Genomic DNA, 23666 nt, shown 5'->3' with positions numbered 1-23666 from the left:
TTGTGTCAGAGGGGTTTCAGGCCGAACGCCAGCGCGTGGCGTAGCGCTCGATCGGACCGAGGATCACCAGATCGGCGATGATCAGTACCAGGATGAAAACCAGCACCCAGGCGAAGAAGCCATCGAGTTGGTTAGCGTCATACCAGTATCTGGACCGCCAACCCACCCCCGACGTCGATCCGAACCACTCGGCCAGCAGCAGTCCGTTCCAGGCGCTCATGATGGCGAACCGCACGGCGGCCACGGTGGATCCGGCGACCGCGGGTGCGACGATGTGCCGCAGCACATCTGCGCGGGAGACTCCGAAGGACCGTGCCATCAGAACCAGGTCGGCCGGCACCGCCCGGGTGGCCTTGGCGATGTTGACGATGACGAATGGCAGACCCGCCAGAAACACCGTCACCACCGGTGTCAGCCAACCGAAGCCGAACCACATCGTGGTCAGCAGCGCCCAGATGACGGCTGGGATCGCCAACGCGGCTGCGTTGAGGTCGGACAGCGCCAGGTCGGCGATCTTGGACAGCCCCATCAGGACGCCCAGCACCGCCCCGACCAGAAGCGCGGCAGCCAGGCCGAGCGCGAATCGGTTGGCCGAGACGGCCAGGTTGGCCCAGAGTTGTCCCGCGGCGGCCTCGCTTGCCAGGCTGTCGACGGTGTCGGCCGGCGAGGGAATCCGGTTGCCCACCACCACTGCCAGTTGCCAAACGGCCAGGATGGTCAACACGGACGCGGCGACGGCGAGCGCTCCAGAACCGTGACCGCGCAGCTGATACCGCCAGGATTGCAGCTGGGTGATCGGGGTGGTGGTGGTACTCATCCGAGGTCCTTCCGCCAGGCGAACAAACGGGTTTCGAGGTACGCCAGACCACGCTCCATCAGAATCATGACGATGACGAAAAGTGCTGTCCAGGCAAGCATGTCGTCGACCTGGAACTCTTGATAGGCCTTGCGGATCATGAATCCGACACCGTCGCTGGCGCCGAACACCTCGGTGAGGGCCTCCACTTTCCAGGCCATCGCGAAGCCGTAACGCACGCCGGCGAAGACAAAGGTGGCCACGGCAGGCAAGTACAGGTGACGCAGAATGTCGACGCGGTTGCGCTCGAACGCGTGGCACATCGCCAACAGGTTCCCGTCGACCGAGCGCACCCCCTCGGCGACGTTGATCGCGATGAATGGGGTGGCCACCAGGGCCGAGACCACGATCGGACCGCCCGGGCCGATGCCGAATATCAACAGGCCGAACACCGCATAGGTCAGGCCCGGCATATTGCCGAGGACGAACAGCGGCAGCGAGAAGTAGGACGTCATGAACCGGCTACGACCCATTGCGAAGCCGATGATCAGACCGGCGATCATCGCGATTGCGAATCCGGCCGCGATCTTGCCGATGCTCGAGGCGAAGTTCGTCAACGCCTCACCGGAGGCGATGATGGCGACGGTCCGCTCCAGCACATCGACGGGCTTGGGCAGGATGGGATCGTCCACCCAGGCGGCGATTGCCATCCAGGCCGCGATCGCCAGCACCAGCGCACTGCCAGAGATCAACCACCGCCGCGGGCCGGTGGGCCGTCCTGGGTTCCGCCGCCAGCGGGGTGGCTGCGCAGGGTCGCGGGGTCCGGGCGCGGTGCTCGGTAGTGCGACAGTCTGGGTCACGGCTTGACTCCCTCGGTCGGCAGAAAGCGAGGGTCCGCCACGTCATCGCCGATGACGCCGGTTTCCCGCATCAGTTCGAAGATCGAGCTCTCGTCGGTTGCCCACTCTTCGTCGAACCGCACGTCGTCGACGACCCAATCGTGTTCGGCCACATATTCCTTCATGAAGGTGATGTCTTCGGGATTCTCTACCGCGAAGTGCTGTGGGTAGTGTTCGATCATTTCTTCGCGGTGTCCCCGCCATTCGGAGAGCCCCCTGGTCCACAGGTCGAGGAAAGCGGATACCTCGCGCGGATGCTCCTCGACCCAATCGCGGCGGGCCACGAAGACGTTGCCCATAGGCCCGTCATGTCCTGGGGCAATGAGTTCGCCGAACAGGTCAGCCGAGGACCTGCCGTCGTAGAGCGCCCGCACCGTGCCCTGCCGGAGTTCCCGAGCCGACAGGTCGGGGTAGCAGATGCAAGCATCGATCTCACCGCGGGCAAGCAGGTTCGACAAGTTCTGGATGTCAGCCACCACGACTCGGAAGTCGCTGCCGTTGCCGATGAGGTTGAGATCGTGCATGTGCTTGAGCAAGGCGCTCCAGACCAGGGTGCCCGACACCGTGGTGAACACCCCGAAGCGTTTCCCGCGGAGATCCGCCACTGACTGCGCTGGGTCGTCGGTGCGCACCAGGATTCGGCTACGTTCGGCGTTGTAGCGTCCGATGATCACGGTCTCGCGCTGGGTCTGCTCCTCGAGGTAAGGCACTTCGAAAGAGGCCGTCGAGATGATGTCGGCGTGCCCGCCGGCGAACAGACCGAACTCGTCCCAGGTGGCGCTGGATTCGATGGTGTAGCCGGTGGAGTGCTGCCACTCCTCGACGATGCCGGTTTCGTTCATGTAGTCCCAGATCGGGTCTGGGGCGAAGGTGAAGCGGATGACGCCTTCTTGGGCAGCACGCGAGGATGCCGGTCCACCTAGTCCTGCGGAGCACGCCGTCGTCACGGCCATCACGGCCACGGCCGCTAGGGCGATCGCCGATCGAAACATTCGCGATCGTGCTGGATTGCGCAACGGAAAACCTCCTTGATCCCCGCTTGTGACGACTGTCACCGCTGCGCATCACCATGCGTGATGCGCGCAGGCCGCGGCAATGTCCTGCTGAACACACTTATGCTTCAACCTATGTCTGTCCCAACATCACGTTCCGGTGTGCCGCTGGAACGCTGGCTCGATGCCCTCGCGACCATCGGGGAGGCTGTCGGTGGCGACGAGCCTGTCACGGACCTGTTGGGACGGGTGGCGCGCACCGCCTGCACATTGCTCGGGTACGACTTCTGCGGCGTATTCTTGCCCGACGAAAGTGGGCAGGCGCTCGCTATCGTCGGCTCTCATGGCTTGTTGACCGACTACATTGCCGAAGTCAACGCCAGTCGGCCGATCCTGCTCGACGTTCGAGGCGCCGACGAAGCACCGACGAGCATTGCCTTCCGCACCGGCGAGGCGGTGGTGTTGGAGGACATCGAGCTCCATCCGGGCTTCGCGTGGGGTGGGGTGGCAGACGAGCAGGGCTACCGCGCGTTGGTGTCGGTGCCGTTGCGCCGCGGCAGCACCGTCGTCGGCGCGCTCAACGGCTATCACGCCCGCCCGCACCGGTTCGATGCCGCCGAGATCAGCATGGTGACCACATTGGCGACCCAGGTGGCGATCGCCTTGGGTACCGCCCAGTTGCGTGCCCGTGAGCAGGACACCATTCGGGAACTGCGCCGAGCGGAGGAGATACATACGCTGCTCACCGCGACCGCACTACGCGGCGAGGGGGTCGAGGGTGTGGCTGCCGCGCTGGCCGAATTGCTGGACCGCCCGGTGTGGATCGAGGACGTGTACGACGAGACCTTGGCGCGCGCGGGCTGGCTCACCGAGGACACCAGCGGGGGAGAGCACAGCTGGTCCCCGGTCGTGCTCGACGGCGACGTCGTGGCACGAATCCATGTCCAGGATCTGCCCGCGGCGCTCACCCGGCTCGACATGCGCGCGATTGAGCACGCCGCAGTCGTCACGGCGCTCGAACTGCTGCGGGCCCGTACAGCTGCCGAGGTGGAACAGCGGCTGCGCGGGTCGCTGGTCGCCGAGTTGCTCAATTCGGACGGCGCCGACATCGCCGCCCTGTTGGGTCGGGCACGTCGCCTCGGCTGGGATCTGTCCGGTGAGCAGGTGTTGCTCGCGGTGCGCTGCGTCGAACGCGACAAGCCCGGCAGCCGACCGATGACCGAACGGTTGTTGTCTGCCGTCGATCGGTTTGTGGCGGGGGTATCTCCCCGTCCGCTGACCGCGGTCCATCGTGGTGACTTGGTCTTGGTGTGGGCCCGAGACGCGCGGGGCCCAGGAGTCGACGGCGAGATCACCGAGGTTGCCGCCCGGCTGGTCGATCTACTGACCGCCGAGGAGGTGGTCGAGCGCGCACTGTCAGCCGTGGCACCGCCCGCTGCCGTCCAGGACCTGTCCGGGGTTTTTCGGACGCTGCGTGGCGCGCTGGAGTTGGCCGCCGACGGTCCTTCCCCCGCGGTCATCGACCTGCAGGAGATCGCCATCGACCATTTGTTGCTGCAACTCGATGACCCGGAGGGACTGCGCGCATTTGCGCGTTCAGTGTTGGGGCCCGCCCTCGATTACGACCGCGAGCGGTCGACTGAACTGGTACATACCGCCCGTGTCCTGCTCGAGCATGATTTGGATCGCCGGGCCGCTGCCGCAGCACTGCATCTGCACCCGAACACCGTGCAACAACGGACCCGCCGACTCGAGGAGCTGACCGGATTGCGGCTGGCCAAACCGCGGGATCTACTGCGACTTACCGCTTCGCTGACCGTGGCGCAGATTGCCGGTTTACGCTGAGCCGCGGCCTTGGGCGCAGCTTTGCTTACTCCTGAGTAATATCAGTCTCCGCACAGGTTCGGGCGAAGGGTAGGCGGATGGCCGGTGGTACCAAGCGGTTGCCGCGTGCCGTGCGCGAGCAGCAGATGCTCGACGCCGCGGTCGAGGTGTTCTCCGTCAACGGCTATCACGAGACCTCGATGGATGCCATCGCGGCCAAGGCCGAGATCTCCAAGCCGATGCTCTACCTCTATTACGGGTCGAAGGAAGACTTGTTCGGGGCGTGCCTGAGCCGCGAGTTGAGCCGGTTCATCGAGGCCGTGCGCACCGATGTCGACTTCACGCTGCCGCCGCGCGACATGCTGCGCAAGACCATCCTGACGTTCCTGTCCTACATCGACGCCAACCGCGCGTCCTGGATCGTGCTCTACACCCAGGCCACCAGTTCCCAGGCGTTCGCCCACACGGTGCGCGACGGCCGCGAACGCATCATCGATCTGGTCGCGCGCCTGCTGTCCACCGGGACGCGTAATCCGGAGCCCGGCACCGACTTTCACATGATGGCGATCGCGCTGGTGGGTGCCGGCGAGGCGGTGGCCGCCCGGGTCAGCTCGGGCGACGTCGATGTCGACGACGCCGCCGAACTGCTGATCAACCTGTTCTGGCGCGGCCTCAAGGGCAAGACGTCGAATGAGCCGACGACGACCTAGCCGTCGCGGAGTTCGCGGACCTCGCCGGTCAGGTGCGGATACCCCTTGGACAGATGCCGCAGTGACAGGTCCCAGCCCTCGGTCACGCGATCGACATACAATCCGGTGCTGGCCGGCAGGACGATCGGTTTGCCGAACCTCACCGAGTACCGCACCGCGTCGGGCAGCTGTCCCTCGATGTTGGCCAGCACCGCGGCGGCGCTGAACATTCCGTGCGCGATCGCGCGGGGAAAGCCGAACAGCTTGGCGCCGATCGTGCTGGTGTGGATCGGGTTGTGGTCGCCGGCCACGGCGGCGTAACGACGGATCTGGCCGGCCGTGATCCGCAGGATCGAGTTGGGCGGCGGCAACTTCGGCTGCTTGACCGGCGGCGGCTTGGGCTCGTCGGACAGGCTGGTGCGTTGTTGGTGCAGGAACGTCGTCACCTGCTGCCACGCCACCTCGTTGCCGACACTCACCTCGGTGCGCACGTCGACCAGCAGCCCCTTGCGATGCTCGCGCATGTTCTCCGCGCGGGCCTTGACCGACACGGTGTCAGTGACCGCGATCGGTTGGTGCTGGGTGATGTGGTTCTCCACATGCACCGAACCCATTGCGGCGAAGGGGAAGTCGAATTCGGTGATGAGCGCCATCACGGTCGGGAAGGTCAGCGCGAACGGGTAGGTCAACGGCACCGTGTCGCCGTAGCGCAGGCCCGTCACCGCCGCATACGCCGCGACGTTGTCGCGGTCGATCGCCAGGTCGGTCACCCGTAGCGTCCGGTCCGGGATGTCGTCGCCGCGGGGGATGAACGGTAATGCCCCGGCGGCGGCGCGCACCATGTTCATCAGGGCGCTGGGCTGATCGGTGCTCATTGGCTCGCTCCTCCTCGCCGTTTGTGCCTCGCGGCGCATTGTCGACTCGCGGTGTCGGTCATCTCAGGCTCCCAGCATGGCCTGGCCGCAGACCCGGATCGTGTTGGCGGTCACCGCATTCGAGGCCGGGCTGGCGAAGTATGCGATGGCCTCGGCCACATCGACCGGCTGGCCGCCCTGGAACAGCGAGTTCATCCGGCGGGCCACCTCGCGGGTGGCGAACGGCATGGCGTCGGTCATCTTGGTCTCGATGAAGCCCGGGGCGACGGCGTTGATGGTGATGTTCTTTTCGGCCAACGTGGGTGCCAGTGCCTCGGTCAGGCCGATCATGCCGGCCTTGGTGGCCGCGTAGTTGGTCTGACCGCGGTTGCCCGCGATACCGGCCATCGAGGACAACCCGATCACGCGGCCGCCGTCACCGATCGTGCCGTTGTCCACCAATCCCTGGGTGAGCCGTTGCGGTGCAAGCAGATTGACCGCGATCACGGCGTCCCACCGGGCGTCGTCCATGTTGGCCAGCAGCTTGTCCCGGGTGATGCCGGCGTTGTTGACGAGGATGTCGGCCTTGCCGGCGTAGTGCTCGGTCAGGTGGTCGGTGATGCGTTGCACGGCATCGTCGGCCGTGACATCCAGTGTCAGCGCGGTTCCGCCGACCTTGGCGGCGGTCTCGCCGAGAGCGTCGGGAGCGCCCTCGGGTGCGGCCATGTCGACGCACACCACCTTGGCGCCGTCGCGGGCGAACACCTCGGCGATGGTGGCGCCGATGCCGCGCGCCGCGCCGGTCACGATGGCGACCTTGCCGGCCAGCGGCTGGTCCCAGTCGGCGGGCGGTGTCGCGTCGTCCGCACCGACGTAGAACACCTGACCGTCGACGTAGGCGGACTTGGCCGAGAGCAGGAAGCGCAGCGTCGACTCCAGGCCGCTGGCCGCGGGTTTGGCCGCCGGCGACAGGTAGACCAGCGAGACCGTCGCCCCGCGCTGCATCTCCTTGGCCAGCGACCGGGTGAAGCCCTCGAGGGCGCGCTGGGCGATGCGCTCGTCGGGCCCGGCGGCGTCCTCGGGCGTGGTGCCGACCACGACGACGCGTCCGGACGGCCCGACGTTCCGCAGCAGCGGGGTGAAGAACTCGTGCAGCGCCTTCAGTCCCGCCGGCGTGCCGATGCCGGTGGCGTCGAACAGCAACCCGCCGAATTTGTCGGCCCAGCGGCCGCCGAGGTTGTCGCCCACCAGCTCGTAGTCCTCGGCGAGCGCGGTGCGCATGGGTTCGGCGATGCGTCCGTCACCGCCGATCAGCAGCGGACCCGCCAGCGCCGGTTCGCCGACCCGGTAGCGACGCAGGGTCTCTGGCTGCGGGATCCCGAGCTGCTTGGCCAAAAACGATCCGGGCCCGGACAGGACCACCTGCGCATACAAGTCGTTCGGAAGCTTGGGAGCCACGGCGCCGCCTCTCGTCTCAGGGTTCTACGCTGTCGGAACATGAACTTACTTGAAAGTAAGATCAGTGGGTAGTATGGCCGTAATCGGCATCCACCTCAAACCGACCCAACGGAGATACCCGTGGCCACCAACGCGCAATCGAACTCAGCCAAGAGCCGTCGTCCCGTCGCGGTACTGGGCGGCAACCGCATCCCGTTCGCCCGATCCGACGGCGCCTACGCGCAGGCTTCCAACCAGGACATGTTCACCGCGGCCCTGGACGGCCTGGTCGAGCGCTTCAACCTGACCGGGCAGCGCCTCGACATGGTGATCGGCGGTGCCGTCCTCAAGCACAGCCGGGACTTCAACCTGATGCGCGAATGCGTGCTGGGCAGTGCGCTGTCGCCCGATACCCCGGCCTTCGATCTGCAGCAGGCCTGCGGCACCGGGTTGCAGGCCGCGATCGCCGCGGCCGACGGCATCGCGATGGGCCGCTACGAGGTGGCCGCTGCGGGCGGGGTGGACACCACCTCCGACGCGCCGATCGCGTTCGGCGACGACCTGCGCCGGGTGCTGCTGAGCCTGCGGCGCTCCAAGTCCAATCTCGAGCGGCTCAAGCTGGTGGGCAAGCTGCCCGCGGCCCTGGGGGTGCAGATCCCGACCAACGGCGAACCGCGCACCGGGCTGTCGATGGGCGAGCACGCCGCGGTCACGGCCAAGCAGCTGGGCATCAAGCGGGTCGATCAGGACGAGTTGGCCGCCGCCAGCCACCGCAACATGGCCGCGGCCTATGACCGCGGGTTCTTCGACGACCTGGTCACGCCGTTCCTCGGGCTGTACCGCGACGACAACCTGCGCCCCGACTCCTCGCCGGAGAAGCTGGCCAAGCTCAAGCCGGTGTTCGGGGTGCGCAACGGCGACGCGACGATGACCGCGGGCAACTCCACGCCGCTGACCGACGGGGCCTCGGTGGCCCTGCTGGCCAGCGAGGACTGGGCCGCCGCGCACGACCTGCCGGTGCTGGCCCGTCTCGTCGACGCCGAGACGGCGGCGGTGGACTATGTCAGCGGCGCCGACGGGCTGTTGATGGCACCGACCTATGCGGTGCCGCGGCTGCTGGCTCGAAACGGCCTGGCGCTGCAGGACTTCGACTTCTACGAGATCCACGAGGCGTTCGCGTCGGTGGTGTTGGCCGCACTGCAGGCCTGGGAGTCCGACGAGTACTGCAAGCAGCGGCTCGGCCTGGACGCGGCGCTGGGCCCGATCGCCCGTTCCAAGCTCAACGTCAACGGCTCATCGCTAGCGGCCGGGCACCCGTTCGCGGCGACCGGGGGGCGGATTCTGGCGCAGTTGGCGAAGCAACTCAGCGAGAAGAAAGCCCAGGCCGACGGGCGTCCGGTGCGCGGCCTGATCTCCATCTGCGCGGCCGGCGGCCAGGGCGTGACGGCGATCCTGGAGGCCTAGAAAGATTCTTCGCCCGGTTTGTAACACCCCGTAGCGGGTATTCGATGTACTGGTTGGCTCCGTGTTGCCGTCTGACCCCCCGACCCGACGGCAACACGGGCCAACCTCTTTTTTGGTCTGCCGCGACAGGCGCGCCCGGGGCCGAGGGGACTCCGGGCCGCGCCCGGGTTTCGGCTCTGGTGCCGGCCGGTTGAGAGGCGTAGCATCGACGGCACGACGGGTTCGGGAGTGACTGATCCAAAGTGCCGGCGAAGAGGCGAAGGCCGGACGCGCGAGTAGTAATGAGACGCCCTCATGTGTCCTCCCGAACCCGCCCTTTTTTTGGCGGCAGTCCCGCAACGAAAAGCTCCCGCACGCCATGGCGTACGGGAGCTTTTCTTGTCCTTGGAACGGTCTAGAAGGCCGCTTCGTCGAGCTCCATGATCTCGTTGTCGATGTGCTCGAGGATGCTGCGGGTGCTGGTCAGCTGCGGCAGGATGTTCTTCGCGAAGAACGACGCCACGGCCACCTTGCCCTCGTAGAACGACTTGTCGGCACCGGTCGCGCCGGCGTCGAGCTTCTCGACGGCCACCGCGGCCTGGCGGGCCAGCAGCCAGCCGACCAGCAGGTCCCCGACCGACATCAGGAAGCGCACCGAGCCCAGACCCACCTTGTAGATGCTGGTCGACTCCTCCTGAGCGGCCATCAGGTAACCGGTCAGCGCGGCGGCCATGCCCTGTACGTCCTCCAGCGCGGTGGACAGCAGCGCCCGTTCGCTCTTCAGCCGGCCGTTACCGGACTCGTTCTTGATGAACTCACTGATCTCACCGGCGACGTGCCCCAGGGCCCGCCCCTGGTCGCGGACGATCTTGCGGAAGAAGAAGTCCTGCGCCTGGATGGCAGTGGTGCCCTCGTAGAGGCTGTCGATCTTGGCGTCGCGGATGTACTGCTCGATCGGGTAGTCCTGCAGGAAGCCGGACCCGCCCAGGGTCTGCAGACTCTCGGTGAGCTTGGCGTAGGCCTGTTCGGACCCGTAGCCCTTGACCACCGGCAGCAGCAGGTCGTTGACCTTGAGCGCCACCTCGGCGTCGACACCATGGAGCGCCTGCGCGACCTCGACGTCCTGGTAGGTGGCGGCGTGCAGGTACAGCGCGCGCATGCCCTCGGCGTAGGCCTTCTGGGTCATCAGCGAACGACGTACATCCGGGTGATGGGTGATGGTCACGCGCGGAGCGGTCTTGTCGGTCAGCTGCGTCATGTCGGCGCCCTGCACCCGCTCCTTGGCGTACTCGAGCGCGTTGAGGTAACCGGTCGACAGGGTCGCGATCGCCTTGGTACCGACCATCATCCGCGCCTGCTCGATGACCTCGAACATCTGCGCGATGCCGTCGTGCACCTCGCCGACGAGCCAACCCTGGGCGGGTACGCCGTGCTGGCCGAACGTCAGCTCACAGGTGGTGGAGACCTTCAAGCCCATCTTGTGCTCGACGTTGGTGACGAACACACCGTTGCGCTCGCCGAGTTCGCCGGTCTCCGCGTCGAAGTGGAACTTCGGTACGAAGAACAGCGACAGCCCCTTGGTGCCCGGGCCGGCGCCCTCGGGGCGGGCCAGCACCATGTGGAAGATGTTCTCGAACAGGTCATCGGAATCGGCCGAGGTGATGAACCGCTTCACCCCGTCGATGTGCCACGAACCGTCGTCCTGCTGGATGGCCTTGGTGCGGCCGGCGCCCACGTCGGAGCCGGCGTCAGGCTCGGTGAGGACCATGGTGGCGCCCCAGTTGCGCTCGGCCGCGAGCTTCGCCCATTTCTTCTGCTCCTCGGTGGCGAGGTTGTGCAGGATGAGCGCCATGCCGCCGCCCATGGCGTACATGTAGGCGGCGGGGTTCGCCCCCAGAATGTGCTCGATCAGGGCCCACTGCAGCGCGCGCGGCATCGGGATGCCGCCGAGTTCCTCGGGCATGCCGACCTTGTCCCAGCCGCCGTCGTACAGCGTGCGCATCGACTTCTTGAACGACTCCGGCAACTTCACCGTGTGGGTCTCCGGATCGAACACCGGCGGATTGCGGTCACCGTCGACGAAGGACTCGGCGATCGGCCCCTCGGCCAGCCGGGCCATCTCGCCGAGCATGTCGCGGGCGGTGTCGGCGTCGATATCGGCGAATGTGCCTTGACCCAGGACCTTGTCGATGCCCAATACCTCGAAGAGGTTGAACTCCTGGTCGCGCACGTTGGATTTGTAGTGGCTCATGGTGCCTCCTCGGTGAGAACTGCCACAGCATTTGCGATGTTCAGGTTTTTCGGTTGGGTACTCTGGCTAAGTTACCCACCAGTAACTCTGCTGACTATACCGCTCGGTAACTTCAACGCCAAGCCGCCGTGAGCTATTTCTGGCGACTAACCAACCCAGCGGTTGGCCGACCTCGTCAAATGTGCCGCCGGGGGGCCGTTGATCCGCGCATTTACCGGGTAGTGACTCTGATCACGTCCCAGCTGGATAGGTTGTCCGCATGCAGCGTGTTGCGGTCTGGGGAACGGGAAACATGGGGGCCGCGGCCATCCGGTCGGTGACCGGCTTCCCAGGGTTGGAGCTGGCCGGCGTCATCACCTCGACGCCGGACAAGGTCGGCCGGGACGCCGCCGACTTCGCTCGACTGGCCGCGCCGACCGGCGTCGCGGCCAGCGACGACGTCGACGCGGTGCTGGCGCGCTGCGATGCGGTGGCCTATATGGCCTCCGGGGACATCCGCCCCGACGACGCGGTCGCCGATATCGAGCGGTGCCTGCGCGCCGGCGCCCACGTGGTGACGCCGTCGCTGTACTCGCTCTACGATCCGCGGTCGGCGCCGCCGGACTGGGTCGACCGACTCACCGCGGCCGCCGCGCACGGTGGGGCGACACTGCTGGTCAGCGGCGTCGACCCGGGCTGGGCCAACGACGCGCTGGCGGTGGTGGCCGCGGGCCTGTGCACCCGGATCCGCACCATCCGATGCCAGGAGATCTTCGACTACTCGACCTACGACCAGCCGCACGCCGTGCGGGTGTCCTGTGGTTTCGGCGGCGCCATGGATGACGTGCCGATGATGCTGCTGCCCACCATCCCGACCATGGTGTGGGGCGGAAACATCCGGCTCATCGGCCGGGGGCTGGGCCTGGAGATCGACAAGATCACCGAGGTGGTGGAGCGGCTGCCGCTCGAAGAGTCATGCGACACCGTGATGGGCCGCTTCGAGAAGGGCACCCAGGGCGCGTTCTTTCTGAAGGTGATCGGCTGGGCCGACGGCCAGGAGCGCATCGTCGTCGAGCACATCACCCGCATCGACCCGGCCTGCGCGCCGCACTGGCCGCAACCCGACGAGGGCGTCGGCGACCATCGGGTGATCATCGACGGTGACCCGCAGCTGACCATCGTCACCCGCGCCGACGTGCCCGGCGGCACCCGCGCCGACGGCGGCAACACTACCGCCGCGAACCGGCTGCTCGGCGCCATCGCGTGGCTGGCCGAGCAGAAGCCCGGCATCTACGACGGTCTCGACGTCCCGCTGCGCCCGCTGCTGCCCGCCGAGGTGGAAGCCACCCGCTGGGTGTGAGCGGGTTTCGCGGTGTTACTCGGTCGGCGCTTCGGCGTCGGGCAGCTGGCCCACCAGATACTCCGCGAGTCCCCCGATGGTGGGGTAGTCGAACACCGCGGTCGCATTGATGGTGAACGCGCCGCCGAACTGGCTGTGCAGGCGGTTGCGCAATTCGATCGCCATCAGTGAATCCGTGCCCAGGTCCAGGAATCGGCTGGTGGCGGCCGGCGGTTGCGCCAGTCGCAGGAAGTTCTGCACCTCGCGCTGCAGGAATTCGGTGACGAAACCGACGCGCTGGGGCACCGGTATCTCCTGCAACTGCCGGAGCAACTCGCTGTCGCCGACCGCCTCCCCGGCCGCACTCGGTAACACCAGATCGAGAATCGGCGGCCGCAGTGCGCCCAGCACCTTCGCCGCCCGCTGCCAGTTGGCCGCGATGACGGTGGCCTGGCCGGTGCCGTTGGCCACGATCTCGGAAAGCGCGCTCAGCGCCGCCGCGGGCTGCACCGGAATCAGGCCCTGGGCACCGATATTCGCGGTCGCCGCCGCGGACGAGGCCATGCCACCCTGGGCCCAGGGCCCGAAGTTGACGCCGGTGGCCGGTCGGCCCTGCGCCCTGCGCTGCGCGACCAGACCGTCGAGCAGCGCGTTGGCCGTCGCGTAGTTGGCCTGGCCGGGGGAGCCGAACAGGCTCGACACCGAGGACGACACGATGAAGAAGTCCAGCTCGTCGTCCTGCGTCAGCCGGTCCAGATGCCAGGCGCCGAACGCCTTGGGCGCCAACGTGGTCCGGAACCTCGCCGGGCTCTGCTGCGACAGCAACGCGTCGTCGAGCACCCCGGCCAGATGCACCACGCCCGCCAGCGGCGCCACCTCGGTCCGGATCCGGTCCAGCAGCGCGGCCACCTCGGCCTCGTCGCCGACGTCGGCGGCGAAGACGTGGACGCGGCACTTGTGGCGCTCGGCGATGTCCTCGATGGCGCGTTGGGCGTCCGCATCCGGGGCCCTGCGACTGGTCAACACGACGTCACCGGCGCCGAGTTGGGCCAGATAGGCCGCGGCGTGCAGGCCGATCGCGCCGAGGCCGCCGGTGATCAGGTAGCTCCGGTCGGCGCGCGGCTGCAACGGGGCCGGAATCTGCAGCACGATCTTGCCGATGTGGCGGGCCTGCTGCATGCGCCGAAACGCCGTCTTGGCCTCGGTCAACGGGTAGATCTCGGCGGGCAACGGCGTCCAGTCGCCCGCGGCCAGCCCGCTCGACACCTCGGTCAGCAGGCTGCGGATGCGGTCGGGCTCCTGCAGGGTCACGGTGTCGAGCGCCACGATCTCGTAGGCGATGTCGGGGCGCGCCGCGGTCATCTGCTCCGGTGTCCAGATGTCGCGCTTGGCGATCTCGGCGAAGCGGCCGTTGCGGGCGGTGGCCCGCACGGTCGCCTCGATGAAGCCCTCGTTGGTGAGGCTGTTGAGCACCACATCCACCCCGGCGCCGTCGGTATCGGCCAGAATCTGGTCGGCGAAATCCGTTGTGCGCGAGTCGTAGACATACTGCACGCCGAGGCCGCGCAGCGTCGCGCGCTTGTAGGTGCTGGCGGTGGCGAAGACCACGGCGCCGTGTTGCTGGGCCAGCTGGATCGCGGCCAGCCCGACACCGCCGCTGGCGGCGTGGATCAACACCCGATCCCCGGGCTTGAGTTGCGCCCAGTCGAAGGCCAGGCGCGCCGTCAGGGCCGCGGCGGGGATGGTGGCCGCCTGCACCGCGCTCACCCGGGTCGGTATGGGCGCCAGCAATTGCGCCGGCACGTTGAACCGGCTGGCGAATGCGCCCTGCATGAACCCGTAGACGCGTTGGCCCACTTCGAGACCGGTGACGTGGTCACCCAATTGGGTGACCACACCGGCGAAGTCGCCGCCGATCGGTCCGGGGTCGCCCGGGTAGAGGCCGAGGACGTTGAGCACATCCCGGAAGTTCAGGCCCGCGGCCTCCACCGCGACCTGCACGTACCCGTCGCCCGGCGCCGGCACGTCGCTCTCGGTCAGCCGCAGGTTGTCGATCGCGCCGCGTTCGGTGGGTGCCAGCACGTAATCGCCGCCGCGGGGCACCGCGAGATGGCCGCTGCGCGACCACGGCAACAGCCGGGAGGCGAGCAGCTTCCCTTGTCGCACCGCGAGTTCGGGCTCCTCCAGGGCCGGCCCCGGCCCGGTGAGCAGGGCGGCCACCGCCCGGACGGCCTGCGGCGAGCCGTCGCAGTCGACGAGCTTGACCCGCAGCGCCGGTTCCTCGCTGATCGCGGTCCGTCCGAAGCCCCACACCGCCGCCTGCACCGGGTCGACCGGCTCGCCGGACTCGGTGGCCACGGCCCGCTCGGTGACGATCCACAGTCCGCCGGGCAGCTTCAGGCCGCCTTGCACGGTGTGCACCGCGCTGAGCAGGTTGGCGATCTCGGCCTCGAGCCGGGCCTCGATGTCGCCGTGGGGCGCCGCGCACCGCCACACCACGCCGGCGAACGACATCCCGCGCTCATGCGCCTGGGTCAGCAGCTCGCCCAGCAGGGTGGGGTCGGTGCTCGGGTCGCACGGGATGCAGCCCGGCAACTGCGCCGCGAGCTCATCGAAGCCGGCGATCAGCCAGGTGCCGGTGGTCCCCGCGGCCGCCTCGGTTGCCTCCGGCGCCGGTACCTCGTGCCAGCCGAGGGTGTAGAGCAGCCGGGTGGCATCGGCGCCGAGCCCGCGCAGCAGCGCCTCGCGGGGGGCCCGCTTGACGGTGAACTCGCGAATTCCGCCCAGTTGGTGGCCATCCCGATCGACGAAGTCGAGGTCGAAGACCTGGGTCTCGGCGTCGAGGGCGCCGGCGTGCCAGCGGGCCCGGCAGAAGAACCGCCGGGGCATCTGCTCCGTCAGCCAGACCTGCCCGTAGCGCAGCGGCAGGAACAGGTCGTGCACGCCCTGTTCGGCGGCCAGCAGAGCCGGGAACGCCGGGAAGGCGACGCCGGTGCACAGATCCATCAGCACCGGATGCATCGGCTCGGCGCCGAGATGCTCGGCGAGTTCGGCGCCGACGAGGATGTCGCCGATCGCCTCGCCGTCGCCGAGCCACAGCGATTTCAGCGAGCCGGCCCACGTCGGGCCCCAGGCCAGTTCCATGTCGGCGAAGGTCTCGAACAGCTCCTGCGGACGCATGCGTTCCAACCGGTCGATGGCCTCGTCGACGGGTTCGGCCGGTTCGGCGCCATCGTTGGTGCTGTCATCGATTCCCGGCACCACAACGCCTTCGGCGTTCAGCGACCATTCGGCGTCGCGGTCACCGTAGGGGCGGCTGTGCACCTGGAACGTCGACCCGTCGGCGCCGTCGCGGGGGTGCAACGTCAACTGGACTTCCCGAGAACTCTTCTCGGGCAGGATGATCGGTTCGTAGAAGAACACCTCGGTGGTCCGGGCGGGGGTGCCGACCGCGGCCAACGCCATCGCCGCGTACGTCGCGCCGGGGACGACGACGGTGCCGTAGATGACGTGATCGGAAAGCCACGGCTGGGACTTCACCGACAGCCGACTGGTGTAGACGGTGTCGCCGGATGCGAGATCCTTGGCCCCGCCCAGGATTCCGGAGGTGGGTCCGTCGGCCCCGCCGACCGCGATGCTCGACGTCTTGGGCCAGAAGCGGCGGCGCTGGAACGGGTAGGTGGGCAGTTCGAGTTTGCGTCCCGGCTGATGTTGCAGCGCGGCGAAATCGGGTCGGTGGCCGCCGACATACGCGGCGGCCAGCGCGTCGGCGATCTGACGACGGTCGGCGACGCCCTTGCGCAACGAGGCCACCGCCCGGGGCGCGGCCAGGTGTTCCGGCCAAACCTGCACCGCGGCCCCGGTCAACACCGGTTGCGGTCCGATCTCCATCAGCACCGAGCAGCCCAGTGCCGCCACGGTGCGCACACTCTCGGAGAACTGCACCGGCTGGCGCGAATGGCGTCGCCAGTACTGCGCGTCGAGCGGGGTGTGCGTCGGGAGTACCGCGCCGGTGCGGTTGCAGACCAACGGTAGCGTCGGCACGGCGAACTCGAATTGCGCTGCGTACGACTCGAACTCGTCGAGCACCGGATCCAGTAGTTCCGAGTGGAACGCGTGGCTGGTCTCCAGCCAGGTGCAGCGGATCCCCTCGTCGGTGAGGCCGGCGACGATCTGTTCCAGATCCGTACCGGGGCCCGAGAGCACGGTGTTGGGTCCGTTGTAGGCGCCGACGGACACCCGCGGGAACTCACCGGCGGCCGCCTCGACGTGCTTGGCGTCGGCGAATACCGCGACCATCCGGCCGCCCTCGGGGAGACTGCCGAACATCCGGCCGCGTTCGGCCATCAGCCGCGCGCCGTCCTCGAGCTGGAGAACTCCGGCCACACACGCGGCCGCATACTGGCCCACGCTGTGTCCCAGCACCACGTCGGGCTCGATGCCCCACGACTGCCACAGCCGGGCCAGGCCCATCTCGACGGCGAACAGCGCCGGCTGCGCGAATGAGGTGTGCCGCAGCCGTGCGCCGGATTCGCGGTCGGTGGCCAACAGGACCTCGAGCAGGGGATGCGCCACGATGTCCTTCACCGCGTCGGCGCACCGGGTCACGGTCTGGGCGAAAACCGGTTCCGCGTCGAACAACTCACGCGCCATCCCCGGATACTGGCTGCCCTGCCCGGTGAAGAACCACGCCGTCGTCGGGTGGTGCGTGAACTCGCCGCGCACGACACCGGGGCGGGTGCGGTTCTCGATCAGGTCGGCCAGACCTCGGCGCGCACCCGCAACCGAGTCCAAGACCAGCGCGGCGCGGTGCCCGAAGTGCGAGCGGCCCGTCCCGGCGGTGCGGCACAGGTCAGCGATGTCGACATCCGGATGGGCGCCCAACCAGGAGTCGTAACGCTGCGCCAGGGCCACCAGCGCCTCCGGTGAGCGCGCGGACAGCGGAAGTACCTGCACCCGCTCGGCGTCGGCGTCCGAATCCGGCGACTGCGCCGCCACCTCGTCGGGCGCCTCTTCGATCAACACGTGCGCGTTGGTGCCGGTGAACCCGAAGGAACTCACGCCGGCGCGCCGCGGCCTGCCGTCGGCCTGCCAGGAAACCGGTTTGTCCACGACCCGCACCGGCAGCGAGTCCCACGGAATGTGCGGCGACGGGGTGTCGAAGTGCAGGCTGCGTGGCAGCAGTCCGTGCTGCAGCGACAGCACGACCTTGATCAGGCCGGCGGCACCGGAGGCCGACTCGGTGTGACCGATGTTGCTCTTCACCGATCCCAGCAGCAGCGGTCGGTCCGCGTCACGCGCGCCGCCGTAGGCGGCCGCGGCCGCCTGGACCTCGATCGGATCACCCAGCGGGGTACCCGTCCCGTGCGCCTCGAGGTAGTCGACGTCCCCGCCCGACAGTCCGGCCCGAGCCAGCGCCAGCTCGATAAGCCGTTGCTGCGCACCGCCGTTGGGCACGGTGAGCCCGCTGGAGGCGCCGTCCTGGTTCACCGCGCTGCTGGGGATGACGGCGCAGATGCGATCGCCGTCGCGCTGCGCGTCGCTCAGGCGCTTGAGCACGAGCATCCCGCAGCCCTCGCTGCGGACGTAGCCGTCGGCGGAGGCGTCGAAGGTCTTGCACCGCCCCACCGGTGACAGCATCCGCGCGCGGGATGCCGCGACCACGGTCACCGGGCTCAGCAGCACGTTCACCCCGCCGGCCACGGCCAGATCGCAGTCCCCGGAGTGCAACGCCTGACAGGCCTGATGGACGGCCACCAACGCCGAACTGCAGGCGGTGTCGACGGCGACCGCCGGTCCCTCCAGGCCCAGGGCGAAGGCGACCCGACCGGAGATGGCGTTGAGCGCATTGCCGGTGATGAAGTGCGGTTCGATCTTGTCGATCGACTCGGCGGACAGCAGATGTGCGTACTCATTGGCGGCCACGCCGGTGAAGACCCCGGTGCGGCTGCCGCGCAACGCGGCCGGGGCGTAGCCGGCCCGTTCGAGACCCTCCCAGACCGTCTCCAGCATCAACCGCTGCTGCGGCTCGATCCAGACCGCCTCGCGGGGGGAGATGCCGAAGAACTCGGGATCGAATCCGTCGATGCCGTCCAGGAATCCGCCGAACCGCGTGTAGGTCTTGCCCGGCACGTCCGGATCCGGGTCATAGAACTCGTCGATGTCGAATCGGTCCTCCGGGACCTCCCGGATCGCATCGACTCCGTCGGCGAGCAACTCCCAGAAGGCTTCCGGGTTCGGCGCGCCCGGAAACCGGCACGACACCGCGACGATCGCGATCGGTTCGTCGGTGCGCGTCGGCCGCGCCGATGCCACCCGAGCGGCCGGATCGGCCGCCGGCTCGCTGAGCCCGAGCACCTCGCCGAGCAGGTAGTCGGCGACATCGGACGGCCGGGGATGATCCATCACCAGGGTGATGGGAATCTCGCGGCCCACGCCTTGTTCGATGCGGCGCCGCAGTTCCACGGCCATCAGCGAATCCATGCCGAGATCGAAGAACCCGGCGTCCTCGCGGATCTCGGCGACGTCGACGCGGGTCACCTCCGCGACCGCGGCCCGCAGGTAGTCGGTCAGGAGTTTCTTGCGCTGCTGCACCGGGGCATTCGTGAGCCGCTCGACCAGTTGAGTCGGTCCGGCCGTCGCCGCCGCGGCTGTCGCGTCCGTCGCCGCGGGCAGTTCGCGCTCCAACTCCGCGAGGAATCCGCGCCGGCCGGCTTGTTGATAGAGCGGCAGGAAGCGGGCCCAGTCGATCCGGGCCACCGTCTGTTGTGCGGGGCCCTGAGCCGCGGCCACATCGGCCAGGCCCGCGAGCGCATCGGCGGGCGACAACGTCCGGACGCCGCGCTGCTCGAGTCGCGCGCGGGAGTCCGCGTCGGCCATGCCCCCGGACCAGGGGCCGAAGTTGACGCTGGCCCCGGCGATGCCCTGCGCCCGCAGGCGCCACGCGAGTCCGTCCAGGAAGGCGTTCGCCGCACCGTAGGCGGTCTGACCGTAGCCACCCCATACCGAGGCGATCGACGAGGTGCTGACGAAGAAGTCCAGCGGCAGGTCGGCGGCGGCCTGGCTCAGATGCCAGGCGCCCCAGACCTTGCCGGCAAAGACCCGATCGACTTCGGCGTCGGCCAGGTCCGCCAACGCCGTCGTGCCGATCTCACCCGCGGCGTGGACGATGCCGGCCAGCGGTGGCAGTTCGGCCCGCGCGGTGGCCAACAGGTGCGCGACGTCGTCGGCATCGGCGACGTCGGCGGCGATGACCCGCACCTCGCAGCCGTGCTGTTCGCGCAGCGCGTCGATGCGCTGCTGCGCGCGGTCGTCCGGCGCGCGTCGACCGGTCAGGACCAGCTGTCCGGCACCGTGCGCGGCCAGGTACCCGGCGATCTCCAGGCCCAGCGCGCCCAGCCCGCCGGTGACCAGATAGGTTGCGTCCGAACGCAGTTCCAGCGCCGACTCGCCGGGCGGGGCGGTGCGCCGCACCAGCCGCGGGACGTAGACGGCCTGATCGCGCAGCGCGATCTGATCCTCGTGCACGTCGGAGGTGCGCGACGCGGTGACGCGATTGATGAACCGCGACCATTCGCCCGCGTTGTCGCCGCCCGCCGACACGTCGGCCAGCCCGCCCCACACCTGCGGCAGTTCCAGGGCCGCGGCGCGGCCGAATCCCCACAGGCAACTCTGTTCGGGGGCGACGAGGTCGGTGTCGGTGACGCGCTGCGCGCCCCGGGTCACCAGCCAGATCGGGCTGCGCAGTTCGGCGGCCACCGCGGCCCGGAAGAGCCGACGCGTCCCGGCCAGGATCCGGTGCTGCATTCGCGACAGCGACCGCATCGAGAACCCGGTATCGGCCGCCGGATCCGCGTCGAGCGCCGCGATGTGCAGGATGCGTAGCGCTGAATCGTCCGCCGCGGCGGCCCGCAGGACCTCGGCGAGCCGGGTCTCGTCGTCGTCGGAGATCGGCAGCCCGACGATCTGGTGCCGGTGCCCACGTGCGGTCAGCAGATCGACCAGGGGGCCGGCCGCGCCCGTGCCGTCGCCGACCAGGAGCCAGCTGGACTGCGGCCCGGCCCCGGCGTCGGCAGGACCCGAACCGACGTCGTCCCAACGTATCTCGTAGCGGTCGTCGGCCCGGTCCTGGTTGGCGCGTTGCCGGTTGTGCTGGGCCGCCAGCGTTCGCAGGACCTGCAGGGTCTGCTCATCGCCATCGGTGCCGTCGAGCAGGGCCGCGAGTTCCTCGATGCGCCCGTCCTCCAGCAGGCTCAGGGCCTGGGTGCGGGCGGCCAGGGGCGGTCGCCGGTCGGTGTCCGCACCCTCGGCACGTCCGTCGGTGAACCAGTACTGGCGGTGCTCGAACGGATAGGTGGGCAGATCGAGCTTTCGCGCGTGCGCCCGCCGGAAGGCGGCGAACTCGGGCGCATGGCCCAGGACGTAGGCGTCGGCGACGGCTTCGGTGAGCTGTCGGTGGTCGGCGGTGTTTCGGCGCAGCGACGCGATTGCGCGCGGCGCGGTGGCCGGATCGGGCCAGGCGCCTAGGGCCGTGGCGGTGAGCACCGGGCTCGGGCCGATCTCGAGCAACACCTTGCAGTTCAGGTCGGCGAGGGTGCGCACGCTCTTGGCGAACTGCACCGGATTGCGGGCGTGCCGGCGCCAGTAGGGTCCGTCGAGTTGCACGCTCCTGCCGAGCGCCGCGCCGGTGCGGTTGTCGATCAGGATCCGTTGCGGCGCACGGAATTCGAAGCGGTTCACATACGATTCGAACTCGTCGAGGATCGGGTCCAGCAGCGCGGAGTGGAACGCATGACTGGTCTCCAGCCAGTCGCACCGGGTGCCGTCGGCCGTCAGCGACGCCACCGCCTGCTCCAGATCGGTTGCAGGGCCGGATAATACGGTGTTGGGGCCGTTGTAGGCGGCCACCGACAGGCTGGGGAACTCATCGGTGAGGCTCTCGACCCGCTCGGCGGGCGCGAACACCGCGGCCATCCGGCCGCCCGCGGGCAGGCTGCCGAACAGGCGTCCGCGTTCGGCCATCAACAACGCACCGTCGGTGAGGCTGAACACCCCCGCGACGCAGGCCGCCGCGTACTGGCCGACGCTGTGGCCCAGCACCACGTCGGGTTCCAGGCCCCACGACTGCCAGAGGCGCGCCAGGCCCATCTCCACCGCGAACAAGGCGGGCTGCGCGTAGGAGGTCTGCCGCAGCGCCGCTTCGGCCGCCGGGCTGTCCATCGCGAATATCAGGTCGAGCAACGGCTTTTCGAGAACGTCGGCGAGCACATGGGCGCACTGCTCAAGCGTCTCGGCGAACACCGGTTCGGTGTCGAACAGCCCCCGGGCCATGCCCGGATACTGACTGCCCTGACCGGTGAACAGCCACGCGGTCTTGGGTGCGCCGTGCGATTCGCCGCGCACCAAACCGGGTGCGGGGCGGTCGTCGGCCAACGCGCCGAGCAACTCGAGGGCCGAGTCCCTCGAGTTCACCACCAACGCCGCCCGGTGCTCCAGGTGCGCCCGGGCGGTGCCCGCGGTCAGGCACACGTCGGCCAGGGTGGCCTCGGGGTGTGCGTGCAGCCAGCTGCGGTACTTCCCGGCCAGCTGCACCAGCGCGGCGGGCGTGTGCGCCGACAGCGGCAACACGCTGAACCGCTCGACGGGCTCGGGTGCCGCGGCGCCCACCGGGGTGCGCTCGGGGGCCTCCTCGAGGATGACGTGCGCGTTGGTCCCGGCGAACCCGAACGAACTGACCCCGGCGATCCGCGGCCGGTCGCCGCGTCGCCACGGGATGCTCTCAGTCACCACCTGCACCGGCAGCCGGTCCCACGGGATGTGCGGCGACGGGTTCTCGAAGTTGAGGTGCTTGGGCAGGGCCTCGTTTTCGAGCGACAAAATGACCTTGATGACACCGGCGATGCCCGCCGCGGCTTCGAGGTGTCCGATGTTCGTCTTCGCCGAACCGATCAGCAGCGGCCGGGCGGGATCGCGGCCGGCACCGAGCGCCGCACCGGCGGCCTGGGCCTCGATCGGGTCGCCGAGTGAGGTGCCGGTGCCGTGGGCTTCCAGGTATCCGACGTCGCTGGGTTCGAGGTCGGCCCGCTTGAGCGCGTCGGCGATGACCCGTTGCTGGGCGACGCCGTTGGGCACCGTCAGACCGCCCGAGGCGCCGTCCTGATTGACCGCGCTGCCGCGGACCACGGCCCGGATCCGGTCGCCGTCGCGAATCGCGTCGGCGAGGCGCTTGATGACGATGACGCCGCAGCCCTCGCCGCGCACGTAACCGTCGGCGGCCGCGTCGAACGTCTTGCACCTGCCGTCCGGCGCCAGCATGTGCGCGTGCGAGAACGTGATCATGGTCGCCGGGGTCAGCAGGACGTTCGCCCCGCCGGCCAGCGCGAGGTCGCATTCGCCCAGCTGCAGCGCCTGGCAGGCCTGATGGATGGCCACCAGTGACGAACTGCACGCGGTGTCGACGGCGACCGCCGGGCCCTGCAGTCCCAACCGGTAGCTGATTCGGCCCGCCGCGGCCGCGTTCGAGGTGCCGATGGCCATGTAGGCCTCGATCTCGGCATACGACAGCTCGTCGGAGGCCATCCCGAGGTAGTCGTGCGTCGCCAGGCCCACGAACACGCCGGTGTTGGTGTTCGCCAGGGCCGACGGCGCGGTGCCGGAATGCTCCACCGCGCGCCACGCGGTCTCCAACAGCAGCCGGTGCTGCGGGTCCATCAGCCGGACCTCGCGGGTCGACATGCCGAAGAACGGGGCGTCGAAGCCCGCGGGGTCATCGACGAAGCCCGCGCGCCGGGTCACCACCTTGCCGGGCACACCGGGTTCGGGGTCATAGAACGCGTCGGCGTTCCAGCGGTCCCCGGGTACCTCGGATATCGCGTCGCGGCCCTGCTGCAGCAGCTCCCAAAAGCCGTCGGCATCCGGCGCGCCGGGGAAACGCGCTGCGTAGCCGATGATCGCAAAACTTGATGCCGGTGCAACCGGATGTTCGGCAGACTTCATGCCGGGTCCCTCCCCGAGTTGGCGGTCGGACGTGGTCCGGTAGTACTGAATTTGCGCGTCCGAAAACCTACTCCTACGACGCACACTATGGCATTGTTCACGTGCGGCCTATGGGTGACCACGGGAGGGGTCGAGGCGGCACCGGGGGGCAACTGCCGAAGCTGGCAG

Annotated in this window: 11 protein-coding genes; 4 read left to right on the top strand and 7 right to left on the bottom strand. The window is 68.8% G+C overall.

All coding sequences use genetic code 11. The annotated features are described in order from the left end of the window. Positions 1-16: 16 nt before the first annotated feature. From RCP80_RS21660 to RCP80_RS21650, 3 genes are read right to left on the bottom strand one after another with little or no spacing between them, the layout of a single operon-like run. A complete protein-coding gene (locus RCP80_RS21660) occupies positions 17-817 on the bottom strand; it encodes an ABC transporter permease (protein ID WP_308479633.1) in 801 nt (266 codons plus the stop codon). Then, positions 814-1656, bottom strand: a complete 843-nt coding sequence (locus tag RCP80_RS21655) for an ABC transporter permease (RefSeq protein ID WP_308479632.1) — start codon at positions 1654-1656, stop codon at positions 814-816. Before RCP80_RS21655 ends, RCP80_RS21660 begins: the two co-directional genes overlap by 4 nt. Continuing rightward, positions 1653-2687, bottom strand: a complete 1035-nt coding sequence (locus tag RCP80_RS21650) for an ABC transporter substrate-binding protein (RefSeq protein WP_308479631.1) — start codon at positions 2685-2687, stop codon at positions 1653-1655. The genes RCP80_RS21655 and RCP80_RS21650 overlap by 4 nt, the downstream gene beginning before the upstream one ends. A 135-nt stretch (positions 2688-2822) precedes the next feature. Here RCP80_RS21650 and RCP80_RS21645 point away from each other — a divergent pair, with 135 nt between their 5' ends. Then, entirely contained in the window at positions 2823-4532 is a 1710-nt protein-coding gene (locus tag RCP80_RS21645; protein WP_308479630.1) for a helix-turn-helix domain-containing protein, read from the top strand. 77 nt (positions 4533-4609) lie between these two features. Continuing rightward, positions 4610-5221, top strand: a complete 612-nt coding sequence (locus RCP80_RS21640; RefSeq protein ID WP_308479629.1) for a TetR/AcrR family transcriptional regulator — start codon at positions 4610-4612, stop codon at positions 5219-5221. On the opposite strand, the gene RCP80_RS21635 is transcribed toward RCP80_RS21640, so the two are convergent. Together RCP80_RS21635 and RCP80_RS21630 are read right to left on the bottom strand one after the other, a co-directional pair. Continuing rightward, positions 5218-6075, bottom strand: coding sequence for a MaoC/PaaZ C-terminal domain-containing protein (locus tag RCP80_RS21635; protein ID WP_308479628.1), 858 nt, complete (start codon positions 6073-6075; stop codon positions 5218-5220). The genes RCP80_RS21640 and RCP80_RS21635 overlap by 4 nt on opposite strands. 63 nt (positions 6076-6138) lie before the next feature. After that, positions 6139-7512 carry a 3-oxoacyl-ACP reductase gene (locus RCP80_RS21630; RefSeq protein ID WP_308479627.1) on the bottom strand — a complete coding sequence of 458 codons (1374 nt, stop codon included), beginning with the start codon at positions 7510-7512 and terminating at the stop codon, positions 6139-6141. Between the two features lie 120 nt (positions 7513-7632). Here RCP80_RS21630 and RCP80_RS21625 point away from each other — a divergent pair, with 120 nt between their 5' ends. Then, positions 7633-8955 (top strand): acetyl-CoA C-acetyltransferase, encoded by a 1323-nt coding sequence (locus RCP80_RS21625; protein ID WP_308479626.1) that lies wholly within the window; start codon positions 7633-7635, stop codon positions 8953-8955. A gap of 394 nt (positions 8956-9349) precedes the next feature. Here the strand turns inward: RCP80_RS21625 and RCP80_RS21620 are convergent, their stop codons facing one another. Next, positions 9350-11185: an acyl-CoA dehydrogenase gene (locus RCP80_RS21620; protein ID WP_308479625.1), complete on the bottom strand. Its 1836-nt coding sequence runs from the start codon at positions 11183-11185 to the stop codon at positions 9350-9352. Between the two features lie 259 nt (positions 11186-11444). Between RCP80_RS21620 and RCP80_RS21615 the strand changes: the two genes are divergently transcribed. Further along, complete coding sequence (locus tag RCP80_RS21615) at positions 11445-12524, top strand: NAD(P)H-dependent amine dehydrogenase family protein (RefSeq protein WP_308479624.1); 1080 nt, start codon at positions 11445-11447, stop codon at positions 12522-12524. A 15-nt stretch (positions 12525-12539) separates the two neighbouring features. Here RCP80_RS21615 and RCP80_RS21610 read toward each other — a convergent pair whose 3' ends face one another. Further along, positions 12540-23498, bottom strand: coding sequence for a type I polyketide synthase (locus RCP80_RS21610; protein WP_308479623.1), 10959 nt, complete (start codon positions 23496-23498; stop codon positions 12540-12542). Positions 23499-23666 lie beyond the last annotated feature (168 nt).

Source organism: Mycolicibacterium sp. MU0053 (assembly GCF_963378095.1).
In the GTDB taxonomy this organism is placed as follows: domain Bacteria; phylum Actinomycetota; class Actinomycetes; order Mycobacteriales; family Mycobacteriaceae; genus Mycobacterium; species Mycobacterium burgundiense.
The sequence above is the reverse complement of the archived record's forward strand: the minus strand, read 5'-3'. Positions and strand labels throughout refer to the sequence as shown.